Genomic DNA, 16,226 nt, shown 5'->3' on the forward strand with positions numbered 1-16,226 from the left:
TGTGTCGCCGGGGCGCTGGCGTCCGGTAGTCAACGCCGACTAGTTCTTTCGCAGATCTCCCGCATTCATTCAGTCAGCCTTTCGGGTCCGTCTACCGGGACGGCCTTGTTGCGCCGTATGCCTCCACCTGCAGATACTTGGCTGCCAGCGGCGAGGGCTCCAAGCCTTCCTGTACCTGCGAAGTCTCGGGGTGAGCCTGCCGCCGTGAAAAAGATCGGTACCAGCATTCCCGAGCAATCCGCCCTACTCGCCCGTGGCGACATCGGCGCCTTCATTTCGTTCGACCAGGCAATCATCTGACAATCCAAGGAGATTTGGGTGAGCGTTAGAACGCGACTGTTCGCGAAAACAACTATCGTGCTGGCATTGACGGCGGCCCTGACAGGTTGCGGCACACATGCGGGGCCCGAGCATGCAGCTTCACGCTCACAAGCAGAATCGGACAGTCATTCGTTGGTCGTCACAACGAAAACTGGTGACGTGGAGGGGATATCAGCTGGACAGGTGGACCAGTTCCTCGGCATGCCTTATGCGGCCCCACCCGTCGGCACCCTGCGGTGGGAGCCACCCGCACCGACGCCGACGTGGGACGGCATCCGTTCAGCAGCGGAATTCGGCCCGAGGTGCTATCAACCGGTGAGCAGTGGCAGCAACGATGTGTCTTATGGCGAAGATTGTCTGTATCTGAACGTATATACACCGTCCGAACGAACTGGAGGGCCCCTCCCCGTCCTGTTCTGGATTCACGGAGGTGGCTTCGTGAGTGGTTCGGGAAGCCAGTCAGATGGGTCACAAATCGCGGAAAAGTTCAACACAGTCGTTGTCACCATCAACTACCGACTCGGCGCCTTCGGCTTCCTCCAGCTACCTGGGGCCGATGACGGCACCGCAGGCAACTTCGGACTCCTGGATCAGCAAGCAGCCCTGCACTGGGTTCAAGAGAACATCGCAGGTTTTGGCGGCGACCCCAGTCAAGTCACAATTGTGGGCCAATCTGCCGGAGGACACTCGGTATGCGCCCAACTCGCGTCGCCGACAGCGAGCGGTCTGTTCCAGGGCGCGATCATCCAAAGCGGCGGATGCCCCAGCCACTCAACTGAAGAAGCCCAGGCCGACGCCGCCTCGTTCGCCGTTTCGACAGGCTGCTCCGAACCCGGCGACATGGCCCAGTGTCTACGATCCAGATCTGGTGACGAACTTCTCGCAGCGAGCACGAATTTCGGGGGAATCCTCACAGGCCCTCTGCCCATCGTTGGGGGCCCCGAACTTCCGATTGCACCAGACGCGGCGATCAAGTCTGGTTCGTTCAACAACGTCCCCATCATGATCGGAGAGACACGTGATGAAACCCGAGGCTGGGCAATCCCTTTCGCAGACGTGACCGAGGACCGATACAAGCAGGAACTGCAAGAAGAATTCGGACCACTTGCACACGCTGTCGCCGACCAGTACCCATACTCGTCATTCCCGAGTCCGTACGGTGCGGCCTACGCACTCAGTACGATATGGAATGACAGCAGTGTGTTCTACGGGCTCGGAGGATGCCAATACCTGACGCTGGCGAACGAAATGGCTGTCCACCAGCCACGAGTCTTCTTCTACAGGTTCGACGACGAGCACGCGCCCACACGCGAAACCAAACTCCCCGATTTCAACGTAGGAGCAGCGCATTCCACCCAGCTGCCGTACCTGTGGGGCGGGGAATTGGCGACGCGGTTCACTCCAGAACAGCAGCAATTGTCGCAAACGATGATGGCCTATTGGGCAGGATTCGCCGCGCACGGCAGTCCCACTGCTCCCACTCAGCCCGAATGGTCAGCGATCGGTGAGGGCAAAATCATGGTTCTGGATTCAGGCCCCAACACACGCACCGTCAGCACGGAGCAGTACGCAGCGGACCACCGGTGTGGATTCTGGAACGAGCAGAACTACAACTGGCTCCCCACCACTCCCACCGCCTGAGGTTCGTAACAACACTCTGGTTACCGTCACGCCGAGGCCCGCAGCGTTCTCACACGTACCGGGTCTTGCCAAGGAAGGACGCAGGCCAGCACCGGGAGCGTCGTCGTGGGTCACCGGCGGGTGGATCCACCTCATAGAGGCCGCTACAACCGTGCGCGGCCGGGGCGGAAACCCACATCATCCGTAGTGGACTCAGATGCAGGGTTTCCGGTTGTCAATACACCATCCGAATGATGAGTTGCGGACACCGACACGGGACACCGACATACAGTCCGACCGGACGTGTACCGATCACTTCCCTCCTCCGACGGAAGCGCGTCCTGCAGTCGATGTCGTTCCGTCACGGGACATGCGCCGCGTGCCCAACCGGTTCGCCCACGTGCGTCGCAGCGTCAGGTGATGGTGTAGCCGAGCTGATAGGCCGCGCTGTCGATCGGCCCGGACAACCCGGGATGCGACAACGGCAGCGACAACGCCGGCAGCGCAGGAAACGCGTCGGCGGCGCGTTCGGTGATCGCGATGCAGACACCGCCGGCGAACCGGCCGCGGTAGGCGATCCCATCGAGATCGTCATGGGCCCGGTGAATGGTGCGGGCCCAGTGCTGGGTTCGGCCGTGCGCGGCGGAGTCGAGGGCGTGGTTGCCGCCGACCCGGGTCACCCACGCCCCCTCCCCGATGCCGGACACATCGAGCAGTCTCAGCGGGCGGGTGAATCGCAGCCCGGTCAGATACGGGTCGCCGCGGTGCCGGTCGATCACCCGGGCGCTCTGAAACGCCTCGGCCAACCCGCCGCGAGGACTGACGGCGCCGTACCAGATGCCGTAACCGGGACTCTGCGCCCGCGGGAGCGGGTGGTGGTCGAACCGCAGGATCGGACCGAACGTACGCATCCCATTCCAGGGCAGCACATGGGTGCCGGTGGTGCGATGCACCCGCCACACCACCTCTGCCGGTTCCCAGTCGAACACTTCCTCGCCGCGCACGCCCGCATCACGAAGGTCGGCGATGGACGGCGGTGCGGGCAGCATGGACCCCATCTATGCCGATTCCCATTCGGCGGCGGTGATCACGCCTTGGGCCTGTTCGATGTCGGCGGCGGTTCCGGCGCTGCCGGTCAACCACGCCACGATCGACACCGGCCGGCCCTCCACGGTCAGGGACGGTTGCGGGCGGGTCAGCAATGCCTGCACGGTCAGCGGGTGCAGGTCTTTCGCCAGCAACGGCATCACCTGGTCGAGGTGCGGCACCGCGCCGGTGTCGGTGAACTGGGCGGGCGGCAGCAACCGGTTGCGGCCCGACTGGAACGCCCACAGGGTGCCGTCGCCGAGGCGTTGCCGGATCCGGGCCGCTGTCACCCCGAGACGGTCCGCGGCCTCCGCGATCGACAGGGAGCTGCGGGCCAGTTCCTGCATGCGAATGTCGCGGTCCACCCGTGCCGCCGTCGCCGCGGCCGGGTCGTCGACGAACCCGGCCCGATCGAGCAGGGCCGCGTCGTGGTCGGACAGCGACGGTGCCGCCGGGTTCCGGCCGGACAGGCTGTGCAGTATCTGGGCGAAGAACTGGCGTCCGACGTCGGTACCGGTCACCTCCCGCAGCGCATCCTCGAAACCGAGATCGCCGCGCAGGTAGCGGGCTTCAGTGCTGGCATCGGCGGGCTCGTTCATCACACCCACCCTCACTTTTATTAATTAACGGGCACAAATTCATGATAGCGGGAACTGGTTGGGGTCGCTACCGCGCCCCGCGGCGGAGCCCTCGGGTACGAAGTCGACCCGATGTCACCAAAACAATGCCAATCAGTCGGTTTTTCCTGCACGATGCACCCAGCACCACCCACCCGACGAACAGGACCACCACATGCGCACGACCGCCCGCACCACACTCCTCGCCGCCGCGGCCATCCCCCTCGCCATCGCAACCGCCGCACCGGCATCAGCGGCCGAAGCGACCGACGTCACCTACGCCTTCAGCGTCACCGGATCGACCGTGACCAACACAATCACCAACAACACCGGCGCCACCATCGGCTGCACCACCTCCCTTGCCGCCGCACCCGGCGGCGTACTCCCACCGCTCGACGACATCATGCGCAGCGGGCAGGCCCTATACCAGCAGGACGACATACCACCCGGCACCACAACCCAATCGGTCACCGACGTCCCCGACGGCTCCTACGTCGCCCTCGCCTCCTGCGGACGCGAAGGAACCGACCCCGCCATGTGGGTCTCCAACTACCCCGGCATCGAGCAATACCTGGTCCAGTTCCCGATGACCGCCTACACCGTGCAACAAGCCTCGACCGTCGTCACCGTGCCCAGCGTCGACCCCGCACCACCCGCCGCCGCACTCGTCCCCGACCTCAGCGAACTAGGCACCCTCTTCGGCAGTTGAGCTCACCTGCCCGAGCCGGCGGACTCGGCGGCGCCCACCCAACTGTGGGAGCCGCCGCCCCGCACCGCCAGCAGATGCGACATCGATCCTCCTGCTCGGACCATGCGTCACCGTGCGCAGCGGAACCCGCGAGCATTCCGATCACCAGCACCGTGTGGACCGTCGGGCCGACCAACTCGGCCCCAAAGGCTTGGAGCCCTACGGCGGCCGCGAGAAGCCCTAGCGACGTCCGGCTCCAGGCCAGAAACGTCCGCTCGTTCGCGAGGGTGAAACGTGGATCCGGATCTGTACCCACGCGGAAGGCTCGGGGTCGCCATCTGCCCGCACGAACCTAACTCGAGAACAGACACGGCGTCAGCAGGCCGGTGAGCGCACGCCAAAGAGGCTGATCCGTGCACGCCCGGGCATCGTCCGGACCGGCACCATGATTGCGGCGTGAAGTCGAGTCAACAGTCTGCGTGTGTCTCGAGTTCCGGCAGCCGATCCGCACCCCAACTGCGGTGGATGTGCCCCACCACGCGATCGAGCTCGCCTCGGGTGACCCCAGCTACTTCGCCTGGCTCCAGTGGATCGAAGTGGAATATGTACAGCCGGGAGGCAAACTGCTCGAACGGTAGCGAAGATTCGCCGAATCTTTCGCCTTGACCTGCGGTGCTCACGACGACGCCGTCACCCCAGTCCTGTCCGCTGTCGTTGTTGGGGTTGTAGAAGTAAACGCGCATCACCTCTTGCGGGTCCAAATTGACCCGCAGCACGGTGATCGCATGCCAGCCGATGAATCGGGCGGCGCTGTCGGTGACAGCGATACCGGCCGGTTGGGGGTGAATGAGCGGTTGGTTGCCGTTGTAGAAGGGGTGATAGCTGGCATAAAAATGACGAAGGAACTCGTCGAGTTCGGTCAGTTTGCCGGTTGGCACGTCCACGTTGATACGGAACCCGCGGCCCGACCACCAGCCGTGGAACTCCGGGTTGACCCAGCGGTGCGGGTCGCCTTCGCGGTCGGCGCACCGCCTCCCCATCTCCGCGTAGATGCGGTCGAGGTGCGGCACGACGAGCAGCGATACCGGGTCGAGGTCGACTGGCAGCACGGTCGCAACACCGGACGCACTGTCGCGAGACGAAATCGGTTGCCCTTCGAAATGCATGACGATCTCGTCGTCCCGTGCCGCCCACACCAGGGTTTGGAGCAGGTAGTCCGGATCGTTGTACGCCCACATAGACAGCGCCCTCGCCGACTGGCACGTCGGGTTGTCGCCTTGTCCCACTCCCAGCGGCAAGCCCAGGATCGACAGCATTCCGGACAACAGCCAAGCCCGAGCGTCCAGCGTCGGCCCGAAGGTCCGGGTCAGGCGTTGCCGCGAATACTCCGACAGTGGTTGCGCCAGTTGGCGCCACATGGCGGGGGCGACGGCCGGTTGATAGAGAATGCCCCGTTCCAGCATCAACGCGAGACCGTAGATGCATTGGGCGGTCTCGATATGGACCGCATTGTCGATGAGGCTGCGCACCAGGTCGTGGTAGCAGAGCAGGCAGTCGCGGCCGGTGCTGGACAGCCCCAGGGCTTCCCCGATCAGGTACTCCCCTTTTTCGAGCAGGTACCGCAGCAGTACGGCGTGGTACGGCGAGACCAGTCCGGTGTCGTGCATTGCGCGCGCGAATCCGGCCGCTTCGTACTGGAGGCCGCTGCTGTCCATTGCTTCCAGGCGACTGCGGTAGACATCGACGCCCGGGTCTTCCCGGCAGGCATCCGTTGTGCCGAAAAGACTGCTGATCAGACGATCGGCGCCGACCCCGCTGGCACCCGGTTCGATGTCCGGACTGTTCCTGTATACGGCGATCTGTGTGATCATCTGCTTGACCTGATCGACCTGTATTGGCCGCTGCCGCAGGATCCTCCAGATCTCCTCCACGAGGTGTTCGAGGATGTTGTCGTACCCGACGCCCTGTCCCAGATGACGGAACAGTGCCCGGGTCGCCTGCGCCAGGCGTCCCTGTTGTTCACGCTCCGCTTCGCTGGGGGGCGTCAACAACAGCGACATGTTGACGGCCAGGACTTGCGAAAGATGGTGCCTGGCTTGCTCGGCGGAGATCAACGGGTGCGCATACTCGCCCTTGGCGACGGCCAGCAGGCGCAATTCGTTGACGGCCTCCAGTACCACCGTGTCCGCATTGGCGCTGCTCAATGCTCCGGTGCTCAGCGCCGGGATGAGAATCTGTGGTTCGGCCCAGTCGGTGCCGACGAACAGGCCCGCTTCGTCCAGGTCCGCCGCGCGGGCCTGCACCGCTGCGGCGCCCCCCGGCTGCAATAGAACCAGACGCAGGGCGTCCAGCACCGGGCGTAGCTTGACGTGTTTACCGAAATCGCGGGTCACTGCCAACGATCGGGTGGCATCGTCGAGCCCGGCCAGACGTTTCTCCAACGTCGTGCTGTCGGTATTCGTATCGCTGCTGGTCGATTTCAACCGGGGATCCTCACGTATGAACGGACCTGCTCGACTCAAACGTAGAAGTCGAGTTCTTCCTGTTTCTTCAGTAGATCACGCATCTCGTAGGGATCGTCACCGAAGAAGTGGAGGAGTCCCCAATGCGTGCCGAATGCAGTTCGCTTGGTGACCGTCTCTTCCAATGGCGCTGTGAGCTCGTGGGATTCGAAATAGATGTGGTCCTCGGTCTCCTCTGGCATACACAGTTGGCTGACGACGCGTCGTCGTGGATAGACACCGAAACAGCCGGCATGCCCCTTGGCGTCCACCACTTCCTTCGGGAAGAAGTCCTCGATTTCTTCTTCCGTCGTCTTGGGATCGAATGCCAGCACCAGGCCCTGATATGCGTTGAACCCGTAGGCACGTTCCAGCAACTCGAACACCTTGAAGCCCGGCGGACGGTACGCGACCTCTCCGAAGTACATCTCTCCGTCGCTGGTGACGAAGTACTCGGGATGAACGAACCCGAATTCGATGTCGAAGGTCTTGATCAGTTTCTCGATCTGACGAGTGATCTCCGGACGGTACTTCTCCAACTCCGGTGTGGCCGGGACGAACACGGAGTATCCGAGGGTCACGTACTCCGAGATGTTGAGGAAGCGGATCTTTCCGTTGTGAATCCATGCCTCGACTGCGAACTCCCACCCGTCCAGATGAGACTCCATCAAGACCGGGAACTCCTCGTCCGGGATGGTGTCGACCTCATCCGGGGTGCGGATCACCCGGTGCCCGAGACTGCCGGCCTTGTCGAAGGCTTTGAGATGGATCGGATCGTTCGGGTCGCCGTCCAACTTGAGCAATGTCTGGTTGACTCGCTTGAGGAATCGGATGACGTCGTCGCGTTCGTGGGCTTCCTCGAAGATTCCCACGCGGATGCCGCCGAGTTGGGCGCGACGTTTCATCAAGGCCTTGTCGCGCAGCAGCAGAGACTGGCCGAAGAGTCGTGGATTGTCGAGAAGAACGGAGTTGATCGCGCCCGCCCACTCGACGGTCTCCTCGAACAGTGGGATCGCGACGTCGACACCTTTCGCCTTCAGCGTCTCGGCGATCTCCATGGAACGATCGTTCAATCGCTCGAAATTCCACGGCACATACGGAATTCCGTGTTCCTTGCAATAATCTTCGGCCCAATCGGGCGCGACGACGAGATATCGCCTGTCGAAACGGTCAACAGCTTCGATAGCATTCAAACTCCAACCCAGAAGGGCGACATACCCTTTCTCCGGGTTTCTGGTTTTCGATTCGGGCTTCGATACCGACAACTCTCTGCTCCTCTCGAAAGGCATTCGGAACGCATGAGCGGGCAGACGAAATTCGGGCGTGGCCGCAGCGTCGTTGACAGCGCGGTAACGCTCGATTGCGTCGATCTTCACCGCATCCATGCAGTGAAGGCTACCTGCAGGCGGTTTTCGGCCCGTTCCCACACCGGTTCAGTGCCGTCTCACACCGGCCTGACCAGCCGAGACGTCGTTTGGGTTGTTTCAGATCGATGCACGGGGTGTGCTCGGTGAGAGGGGTATCGATGCGGCGGTGTCGGTGTGTGTGGTCACTGCATGGCAGCAGGCGGTGACTACGTTGTGGTGTAAGGCACCACCTGGTTGCCGCCGATGCGTCCGTTTTCCAACGGCCGAGGACGTTTCCGCTCTCGTCGAAGACGAACACCAGGGTCCGACCACGGAAGGTTTCGACCGCGCGGTCGCCGAGCGACACGGTTCCTACTGCATTCGAGGGCAGTGTTTCGATGTTCGCATCCGTGTACTGCGGTGCGGTCCTGCAGGAGGCAGCGGCCATCATCACCGCCACCAACGCCGCGACGTGGGGCACAGAATTTTCTCTGCGTGTTTCGACGACCCATGCCGCGACCTGTGCGTGTGAAGTGAATCCCAACTTCGTAAGTAGGTGTTCGACATGCCCCTGAGCGGTGCGAGGGGAAGTTTCCAAGCGAGCAGCGATCTCCTTATTCGTCAGGCCCTCGGCAATCAGATCAGCAACCTCCAGCTCACGCTTTGTCAGGTGTGCGGCGGGACCGCAAGGGATCGACTCCGGAGGATGAAGTTGCTCACCCAATGCGTAGGCGACCGCGGCGTCGAAACCTAACGCCGCGCCGTCACGATGCGCAGATGCATAAGCCTCCGTACTCGAGGCACGCTGCGTCGCGCCTTCACAGGCTTTCTGGTACTCACTCAAATTGGGCAGTACGACAATCGCGCTTCCCACAGACCAGCTGAGCTTCTCCGATGCCAGATCCATGCCAGCGCTTGCAGACACAGGCTTGCGTTGAACCGGTCGTTCACTTTGAGGTCGATTTGCAGCGCCTGTTCGACTAGCTGGACGCCTCGTTCACGATCGCCGCGTCGCCACACGTCGACCGACACTCCGGGACGATGGGGGTCGACTGGAAGTATCCCTTCGGGGCGAATTCGAGCGTTGTCTCCAGCTCCATCGAAGGATGAGCCATCGCGCCCGTGACACGGGCGATGTCCGACCAGCGCAGCCACCGCGTATGCCCGCTGTCGTCGACCGACTGCACCGGGTGCAGCACGCGGCCATAAGCTTCGAACCGGGCGGGCACGAGTGAGACCACCGTGGTCTTCCGCATCACCTCGACTCCGTCGCGAACCCAGTACCCAGCTGGCATGTCGTTCCGAATCCTGCCATTCGCTTGCCATACAGCCAGTCTCCGCGGGCGGCCGAATCACCACACGTGTTTGCAGGAACCCGCACCGGGACGAAGTGACGTCCCAGAGCATGCTGGCGGCAGTCCGCCTTCGTTCCGTAAGCGGATCCGTTAGCGGTGAAGCGCTGTGCGCGGTTTGCGGCTGTGAGCAGGCGGCGCCGCGGCCCGCATGGCATCCTCGAGGAATGGCACGAACGTGGTGGTCGGTGACGGTGGAGCTGCTCGGCGGGCGCGGCGAGGAATTGTGGCCATGGCCCGGCCGCGTCTTCGCGGTCGGACCGTCGCATACCTTCCTGGATCTCGCGAATGCGATCAACGACGCCTTCGCCCGGTGGGACCGCTCGCACCTGTCGATGTTCACCCTTGCCGATGGACGAATGGTCACCGACACGGAGACTGGGGCCGAGATGGTGGAGTCGCTCGGCGGGCCCATCACCGAGGCGGTGAACATCGAGTCGGCCAAAGTCGCCCGGCTCCTGAAGCCCGGGGCGGAGTTCCAGTTCACCTTCGACCTGGGTGATGACTGGACCCACCGCTGTCTGATCAGCGGCGACAAGGTCGACCCCCTGGAAGTGCTGGGGATCACGCCAGGGAAGCCTCTGCCGTACTGGGGGTGGGGCGCCATCCCGGATCAGTACGGGCGCCGGTGGTCCGACGACGACGGGCAGAGCCGAGCACCGCGCAGACCGAGCCATCCGCACCCGATGCTGCTGCACGCGTGGCCCGCACAGGACCAGGTGCCCGCACTCGATGTGTCCGAGCTGCGCGCCGCTATCGCGGCAGCAGATGCCGCCCGGTTCCTCGCCGCGGTGCGGGGACATGACGTCGACGACGCGCTGCAACAGGTAGGGGCCGGAATACCGATGGCACTGAAGCAGCGACGGGAGCAGGCCGAGCCGGTGGCGGTGTCGGTCATCAACCGGCTGACCTGGCGCGCCGGCGCGGGTGACGGGGTGCTGGCCGAGGACCTGCTCGCGTGTCTGCGCGGCGAGCCGCTGGCCGGGCGGGTGGTGCCAGTCGACCTCGAGATGCTCGGTGCCGAATTGGAGGGGGATCTGGGCATGTCCACCGGTGGCTACCTCGACCTGCGCACCGGACAGGTGTACGACGCCAGCAGCACTGATCCGATGATGGTCGGCGAGGACGCCGCCGTCGACGTGGAGACCGAGCCCGACCGTTGGCTCCGGTTCGACCGCACCGGCTCGCGGGATGGCTGGCGGGACATGGCGGCCTTCGCCGAGCGGCAACACGATTCGGCGCTACGGGAGCGGCTGGAGCGGGCGATCGAGGGCAAGGGCGCGTTCGGCCTATTCCGCGACCTCGTCCACCAGGAGAGCCTCACCGACCAGTGGTACACCTTCGCCACCGACCGTCAACTGGGTCGTGCCCGCGAGTTCCTCGCCGACAACGGCATCCGCGTGGGCTGACGGGCACCACACAGGAACTGCTTGACCACCGGCTCCTCACTGGTGAGCAGCACCTCCCGCGGACCGAACATCACCAGATGACGACGGAACAGCATGCCGATGTTGTCCGGCACCGTCCGCGCGAGGTTGATGTTGTGCGAGACGATCAGGATCGTCTCGTCGATCTCGGCGGCGGTCCGCAAGATCGGGCGAGAACTCGTAGGATCTCGGGCAGGGGCGAGTTCGCTCCAGATTCTCGTGCGCTGGCGCGCAGGTATACAACGCGGACGACGTCCTGGTGATCCCGGCTGGACTGGCTCGGCTGGTCGATGCTGCATCTATAGCTGTCCTCACTCCAGGGCGGAGACGAAAGTCAGCGTCGCGCGGTGATGGTGTCGGCGGCGTCGTGCAGCGCCCGGGAGACGGCATGCATGCTCGGGGTGTACTGCCGACGCGCAAGCGAAGCGATGTAAATCGATCGTGTCGGAACCCGGTCGGTGGGAAGAAACCGCACAGCGCGGACGTCCGGGCGATGGTGTGCGACGGCCAGACGCGGAACCATGGCGATGCCCACCCCCGCGGCGACCATCGCTTCGATCTCTTGGTAGTCATGGGCCTCGTAGACGACGTTCGGGGTGAACCCTGCCGTCTCGCAGCTACGGTAGAGCACTTCGGCGGCGGGGTGGTCTGCGTTGCGGATGATCCACTTCGCCGATCGCAGCGATGCCACCGCGACATTGTCGATGTATGGCCCGTCGAGAGGGACGAGCAGGACCGTTTCGTCCTCCATCAGCGGTATGAGGGCCAGGGATTTCTCGGTCTCCTCGGTCCAGTCGTAACTCCAGAGCAACGCCATTTCGACCTCGCTCGAATGGAGCATTTCCAGCAGTCGCGGGCGGACCGCGGATTGGACCCGCACGTCGATGCCGGGCCAGTGGGCGTGATAGTCCTTCAGCGCGTCCGAGAGTAGTGAGGCGCTGACGGTCGGGAAGGAGCCGAGTCGGACGGTGCCGCGCTCGAGCCCCAGCAGAGCTTCCAAGTCACCACGGGCAGCGCGCATTTCCTGACGGAACAGCCGCGCACGCGTGACGAGAATTTCACCGGCCTCCGTCAACCGGACGCCGCGAGGCAGGCGGGTCAGTACCGGCTGCCGGATCTCCTGTTCCAACCTGGCGATGCGTTGCGACGCGGCGGATGGCGTGACGTTGGCGCGTTCGGCGCCGCCGGTGAGGGATCCGGCCTCGGCGATGTCGAGGAGCAGGAACAGTGTCACCACATCGAACGAGTTGCGCATCGATACCTCTCACAAGCCTTTAATCCTGCTAAACCCCGCCGTAGAAATACGACATTGTCATAAACATAACCCGCTCATAGTGTGATCTGGGTAATGATCAAGCGAAGGATGTGACATGCAGACGATCGCAACTCCCTCACCACCCGGGATCACGGCACCGAATCGCCCTGTCGATCCCGTCGGTCGCCCAGTGCGCTCACTGCGGCTCCCGTCGGCCGGCATCGATGAGGTACTGCAACCCGGTGCGGGGTGGGCGGCCGACGCCGTCGACAGTCACCTCGAGCGGCGTCGTGCACCGCGTACAGCGCCTGCGGGAGTGACAACTCCCGATCTACATCGCGTGACTCCGCCCCATATTCACGTCTGTCCGTCGCGACCGGCCGCCGACCAGGCGCCGTTCGATCCGCCCCGCAGCGAACCGAAAGAACGCCCATGACTTCCATCGAGATACTGCCACTGATCGCGTTGGTGGCAATGTTCGTGATAGCCACCTTCTTCCCCATCAACATCGGCATATTGGGGTTCATCGGCGCTTTCGTCGTGGGGGCGTTCCTCCTCGGCTACGACGACAAGGAAATCCTCGCCGAGTTCCCCAGTTCGATCGTGCTGACGATCATCGGCGTCACCTACTTCTTCGGTATGGCGAAGAAGAACGGGACCATCGACCTCCTGGTCAACGCCTGCATACGCGGCGTTCGCGGACGAGTGACGATCGTCCCGTGGGTGTTCTTCTTCTGCGCCTCCGTGCTCACGGCCCTGGGCACGTTCAGCCCGGCGGCCGTCGCATTGATCTCCCCGGCGGCGATGTCGTTCGCCGCCCGGACCCGGATGAGTCCGCTGGTAATGGGCATCATGACCATCAACGGCGCGCACGCCGGAGCGTTCTCCCCAATCTCGGTCTCCGGTGTCCTCGTCCGCGACATCGTCGAGTCGAGCGGCCTGACGATCGCCCCCTGGACCCTGTTCTTCGCCAGCTACGGCATCAATTTGCTGCTCTCGGTCCTCACAGTGGTCGGCTACGCCGTCCTTGCCCGGGTACGGAACCTCGAGTTCTCCGCCACCGGCTCGAGCGCCGGCATCGACTCCGACGGTGGTGGGAGCGCGCTGAGCACCCCCACCGCGGGACCCGGGGGAACGCCGGCCGGCGAATCGTCCGGTGGGGGCGGCACTCAGGTCCTCATCCGGACGCCGCGCACCGAGGTCGTCACCGACCACGACGTGCAGCCGGTCACCGGGGTCCAGAAGCTCACCCTCGTCCTGATTGCCGCGGTGTTGGTGCTGGTCCTGGTGCTGCATATGCCGATCAGCTTCGTCGCCATCGCTGCCGGTGCGATCCTCGCCTTCACCGACCTGTCCAAGCAGAGTGAGGCTATCGCCGGTATCAGCTGGTCCACCGTGCTGCTCGTCGCCGGCATGGTCACCTACATCTCGCTCATGGAAGAGATCGGCACGATCGACCACCTCGCCGAGATGGCGATCACCATCGGCGCACCGCTGCTGGTCGCCGTCGTCCTCTGCTACGTCATCGGCGTCACCTCGGCGTTCGCATCGTCGACGGCGCTACTCACCGCCGTCATCCCGCTCGCGCTTCCTCTGCTGCAGACCGGGGCGCTGCCGGTCGTCGGAGTCGTGGCAGCACTCGCCATCTCCGCCACCGTGGTCGACGTCTCCCCGTTCTCGACCAACGGCGCACTCGTCCTCGCCAACGCCCAGAACATCGAGCGGCCCCGGTTCTACCGGCAACTGCTCCTCAACGCGGGCATCGTGGTCGCGATCGCGCCGGCCCTGTGCTGGCTGGTGCTGGTGGCCGTCCCGACACTGGTCTGACGCGCAGACCGCACCCGCGAGGGTTTAACTGAAGTTAACCCTCATCGACTTATTCGCCATTGTTCTCCACCCTGATGTAGGTCAGGGTGGGCAGTGGGACACCGCTGGGAAGCACGCTCCCCATCCGATCAGAGCCTCCAGCGGTGCCTCACAAACTCTTCGAACCCGAAAGGTGGGCCGGACCGTGTTCACACTTCATGGAACCTGGATGCGGGGAGGAACCAGCAAGTGCTGGCTGTTCAACGCATTCGACGTCGATCCGCTCATTGCTCAGGCCGGCGGCCTCGATGCCATCTTGACGTCGGCATTCGGCTCGGGTGATCCGCGTCAGCTCGACGGTGTCGGCGGCGGCAGCTCGACCACCTCGAAGGCGGCGATCGTGTGCCGCTCCAGCGCGCCCGAAATCGACGTCGACTACCTGTTCGCTCAGGTCGCGATTGGTGACCGCCAGGTCGAATGGGGCAGCAACTGCGGAAACTGCGCCACGGCGATCGGGCTGTACGCGCTGCAGTCCGGGTTCGTTCCGGTGGACTCCGCGACGACGACCGTGCGGATGCGGAACCAGAACACCGGCGCGATCCTGGACGCCCAGATTGCCACTCCGGGCGGGATGATCCCCACCGAAGGCGACGCGGCCGTGCCCGGTACCAGCGCGTTGGGTGTCCCGGTGGGGCTCACCTTCACCGGTCTCGCCGCCGGTGCGGCCACCCTGCTGCCCACCGGCGCCGCCGCCGATCAGATCTCGATTGCCGACCACACGTACCGCGCCACGATGGTCGTCGCCGGAGCCCCGGCTGCGTTGTTCAACGCCGCCGATCTCGGCCTCACCGGTGCGGAGGACAACCAGACGATCGCCGAACACCTGCCGCTGCTGCTGTCGCTACGTCGGGAGTCCTCGTTGCGGATGGGGTTGAGCAAGCCGGGAGATCCTATCTCCCATGCGATTCCGAAAGTCGGTGTCGTGGGTCCGCCGGCGGACTACCGCACCAGCGCCGGCGTCGACATCCGCGCCGAGGACTACGACATCTCGGTCCGGATGCTGTCGATGCTCGCCCCGCACCCGGCGATTGGGCTCACCTCCGCGGTCGCTGTCGCCGCGGCCTCCACCGTGACCGGAGGTGTCGTCACCGACAACACACAGGTCCGGTGGCCGGGATCGCTTCGGGTGGGAACACCCGCCGGGGTACTCGATGTCGACCTCTCCGTTTCCCTCGACGGGGTACTCGAATCGGTCACCCTGCACCGGGCGGCCCGCCGCATCGCATCGGCGGAACTGTTCGTCACCGCCCCGGCGCCGGCCCCGGCACTGGTCGGCTCCGCGCGATGAGGATCCGAACACCGGAGAACGTGGCGATCGCACGTCGGGAAATCGATGCTCGGATCGCCCGATCCTGGCTCCTGGTCAACGGCACCCGCACCGACCTGTTCGACCAGGCTTACCGCTCCTGCGCGGACCAAATCGTCCTAGACGTCGAGGACGCCGTCGACCCCCAACTCAAGTCCGACGCACGGGAAGAGGTCGCCGCCTGGCTCGAGAACACCTCGGCCTGGGTGCGGATCAACGACCGCTCCTCGGCCTACTGGAGCGATGACGTCGATCGCCTCACCGGGCTTCCCGGACTGGCGGGCGTGATGCTCGCGAAAACCGAAGCCGCCGAACATATCACCGAAACTTTCGACCGACTCGGCAGATCCACCCCGGTACTCGCGTTGGTCGAATCCGCCCTCGGAATCGACCAGGCCGGTGATATCGCCCCCGCCCGCGGCGTCTTCCGGCTCGCCTTCGGCAGCGGCGACTATCGCCGCGACACCGGCACCAGCGCCGACGACCTCGCCATGGCCTACCCCCGCTCCCGGCTGGTGGTCGCCAGCCGAATCGGCAACCTGCCCGGACCGATCGACGGCCCCACCGTCAGCAACAGTCACACCGTGCTGCGCGAGCAGTCCGCCGTGTCCGTGTCCCTCGGGTTGACCGGGAAGCTGTGTCTGGACACCGAACAACTGCCGGCAATTAACGAAACCGTCAACCCCACCCCCTCGGACGTGACCTGGGCGCGGGAGTTTCTCGCTGATTTCGAAGCCCGCGGCCGGATTGTTCGCGACGGCAGCGACCTGCCCCGGCTCGGTCGCGCCGAGAAGATCACCCACCTTGCCGACTGTTTCGGAATCGGCCGAAGCTGACCGGT

At 64.4% G+C, this 16,226-nt stretch carries 13 protein-coding genes and 2 pseudogenes; 6 read left to right on the forward strand and 9 right to left on the reverse strand.

Annotation, left to right across the window (positions count from 1 at the left end):
• The first annotated feature begins 318 nt into the window (after positions 1–318).
• Positions 319–1,962, forward strand: coding sequence for a carboxylesterase/lipase family protein (locus tag QM841_RS31615; RefSeq protein ID WP_283335016.1), 1,644 nt, complete (start codon positions 319–321; stop codon positions 1,960–1,962).
• A 392-nt stretch (positions 1,963–2,354) separates the two neighbouring features.
• Here QM841_RS31615 and QM841_RS31620 read toward each other — a convergent pair whose 3' ends face one another.
• The gene (locus QM841_RS31620; protein WP_283335017.1) at positions 2,355–2,999 is read right to left on the reverse strand and encodes an RES family NAD+ phosphorylase; all 645 of its coding nucleotides are present in this window, start codon (positions 2,997–2,999) and stop codon (positions 2,355–2,357) included.
• On the reverse strand, positions 3,000–3,626 hold the full coding sequence (locus QM841_RS31625; RefSeq protein WP_283335018.1) for a MerR family transcriptional regulator: 627 nt from the start codon (positions 3,624–3,626) through the stop codon (positions 3,000–3,002).
• 193 nt (positions 3,627–3,819) lie between these two features.
• Between QM841_RS31625 and QM841_RS31630 the strand changes: the two genes are divergently transcribed.
• On the forward strand, positions 3,820–4,353 hold the full coding sequence (locus QM841_RS31630) for a hypothetical protein (protein WP_283335019.1): 534 nt from the start codon (positions 3,820–3,822) through the stop codon (positions 4,351–4,353).
• 121 nt (positions 4,354–4,474) lie between these two features.
• Here the strand turns inward: QM841_RS31630 and QM841_RS31635 are convergent.
• The 5 genes and pseudogenes from QM841_RS31635 to QM841_RS31655 form a co-directional block, all read right to left on the reverse strand.
• Positions 4,475–4,648, reverse strand: a pseudogene (locus tag QM841_RS31635) (YidH family protein); the annotation flags it as partial.
• Positions 4,649–4,799: 151 nt separating this feature from the next.
• Positions 4,800–6,815 carry a hypothetical protein gene (locus QM841_RS31640; RefSeq protein ID WP_283335020.1) on the reverse strand — a complete coding sequence of 672 codons (2,016 nt, stop codon included), beginning with the start codon at positions 6,813–6,815 and terminating at the stop codon, positions 4,800–4,802.
• A 35-nt stretch (positions 6,816–6,850) separates the two neighbouring features.
• Complete coding sequence (locus QM841_RS31645; protein WP_164061463.1) at positions 6,851–8,122, reverse strand: ATP-grasp domain-containing protein; 1,272 nt, start codon at positions 8,120–8,122, stop codon at positions 6,851–6,853.
• A 106-nt stretch (positions 8,123–8,228) separates the two neighbouring features.
• The gene (locus QM841_RS31650) at positions 8,229–9,086 is read right to left on the reverse strand and encodes a response regulator transcription factor (RefSeq protein WP_283335021.1); all 858 of its coding nucleotides are present in this window, start codon (positions 9,084–9,086) and stop codon (positions 8,229–8,231) included.
• Between the two features lie 73 nt (positions 9,087–9,159).
• Positions 9,160–9,474, reverse strand: coding sequence for a hypothetical protein (locus QM841_RS31655; RefSeq protein WP_283335022.1), 315 nt, complete (start codon positions 9,472–9,474; stop codon positions 9,160–9,162).
• 224 nt (positions 9,475–9,698) lie between these two features.
• On the opposite strand from QM841_RS31655, the gene QM841_RS31660 reads away from it, so the two are divergent.
• Positions 9,699–10,940 (forward strand): UPF0158 family protein, encoded by a 1,242-nt coding sequence (locus QM841_RS31660; RefSeq protein WP_283335023.1) that lies wholly within the window; start codon positions 9,699–9,701, stop codon positions 10,938–10,940.
• A gap of 5 nt (positions 10,941–10,945) precedes the next feature.
• Here the strand turns inward: QM841_RS31660 and QM841_RS31665 are convergent.
• Both QM841_RS31665 and QM841_RS31670 read right to left on the reverse strand, forming a co-directional pair.
• Positions 10,946–11,113: pseudogene (locus QM841_RS31665) on the reverse strand (ABC transporter ATP-binding protein); the annotation flags it as partial.
• Between the two features lie 179 nt (positions 11,114–11,292).
• A complete protein-coding gene (locus tag QM841_RS31670; protein WP_283335024.1) occupies positions 11,293–12,213 on the reverse strand; it encodes a LysR family transcriptional regulator in 921 nt (306 codons plus the stop codon).
• 432 nt (positions 12,214–12,645) lie between these two features.
• Between QM841_RS31670 and QM841_RS31675 the strand changes: the two genes are divergently transcribed.
• The 3 genes from QM841_RS31675 (at position 12,646) to QM841_RS31685 (ending at position 16,221) form a co-directional block, all read left to right on the forward strand.
• The gene (locus QM841_RS31675) at positions 12,646–14,040 is read left to right on the forward strand and encodes an SLC13 family permease (protein ID WP_283335025.1); all 1,395 of its coding nucleotides are present in this window, start codon (positions 12,646–12,648) and stop codon (positions 14,038–14,040) included.
• 208 nt (positions 14,041–14,248) lie between these two features.
• Positions 14,249–15,367 carry a PrpF domain-containing protein gene (locus tag QM841_RS31680; RefSeq protein ID WP_283335085.1) on the forward strand — a complete coding sequence of 373 codons (1,119 nt, stop codon included), beginning with the start codon at positions 14,249–14,251 and terminating at the stop codon, positions 15,365–15,367.
• Complete coding sequence (locus QM841_RS31685) at positions 15,364–16,221, forward strand: HpcH/HpaI aldolase/citrate lyase family protein (RefSeq protein ID WP_283335026.1); 858 nt, start codon at positions 15,364–15,366, stop codon at positions 16,219–16,221. The genes QM841_RS31680 and QM841_RS31685 overlap by 4 nt, the downstream gene beginning before the upstream one ends.
• Positions 16,222–16,226: the final 5 nt, after the last annotated feature.

The sequence above is a fragment of the Rhodococcus sp. IEGM 1307 genome, from assembly GCF_030056915.1.
GTDB classification, from domain to species: Bacteria; Actinomycetota; Actinomycetes; order Mycobacteriales; family Mycobacteriaceae; genus Rhodococcus_F; species Rhodococcus_F opacus_D.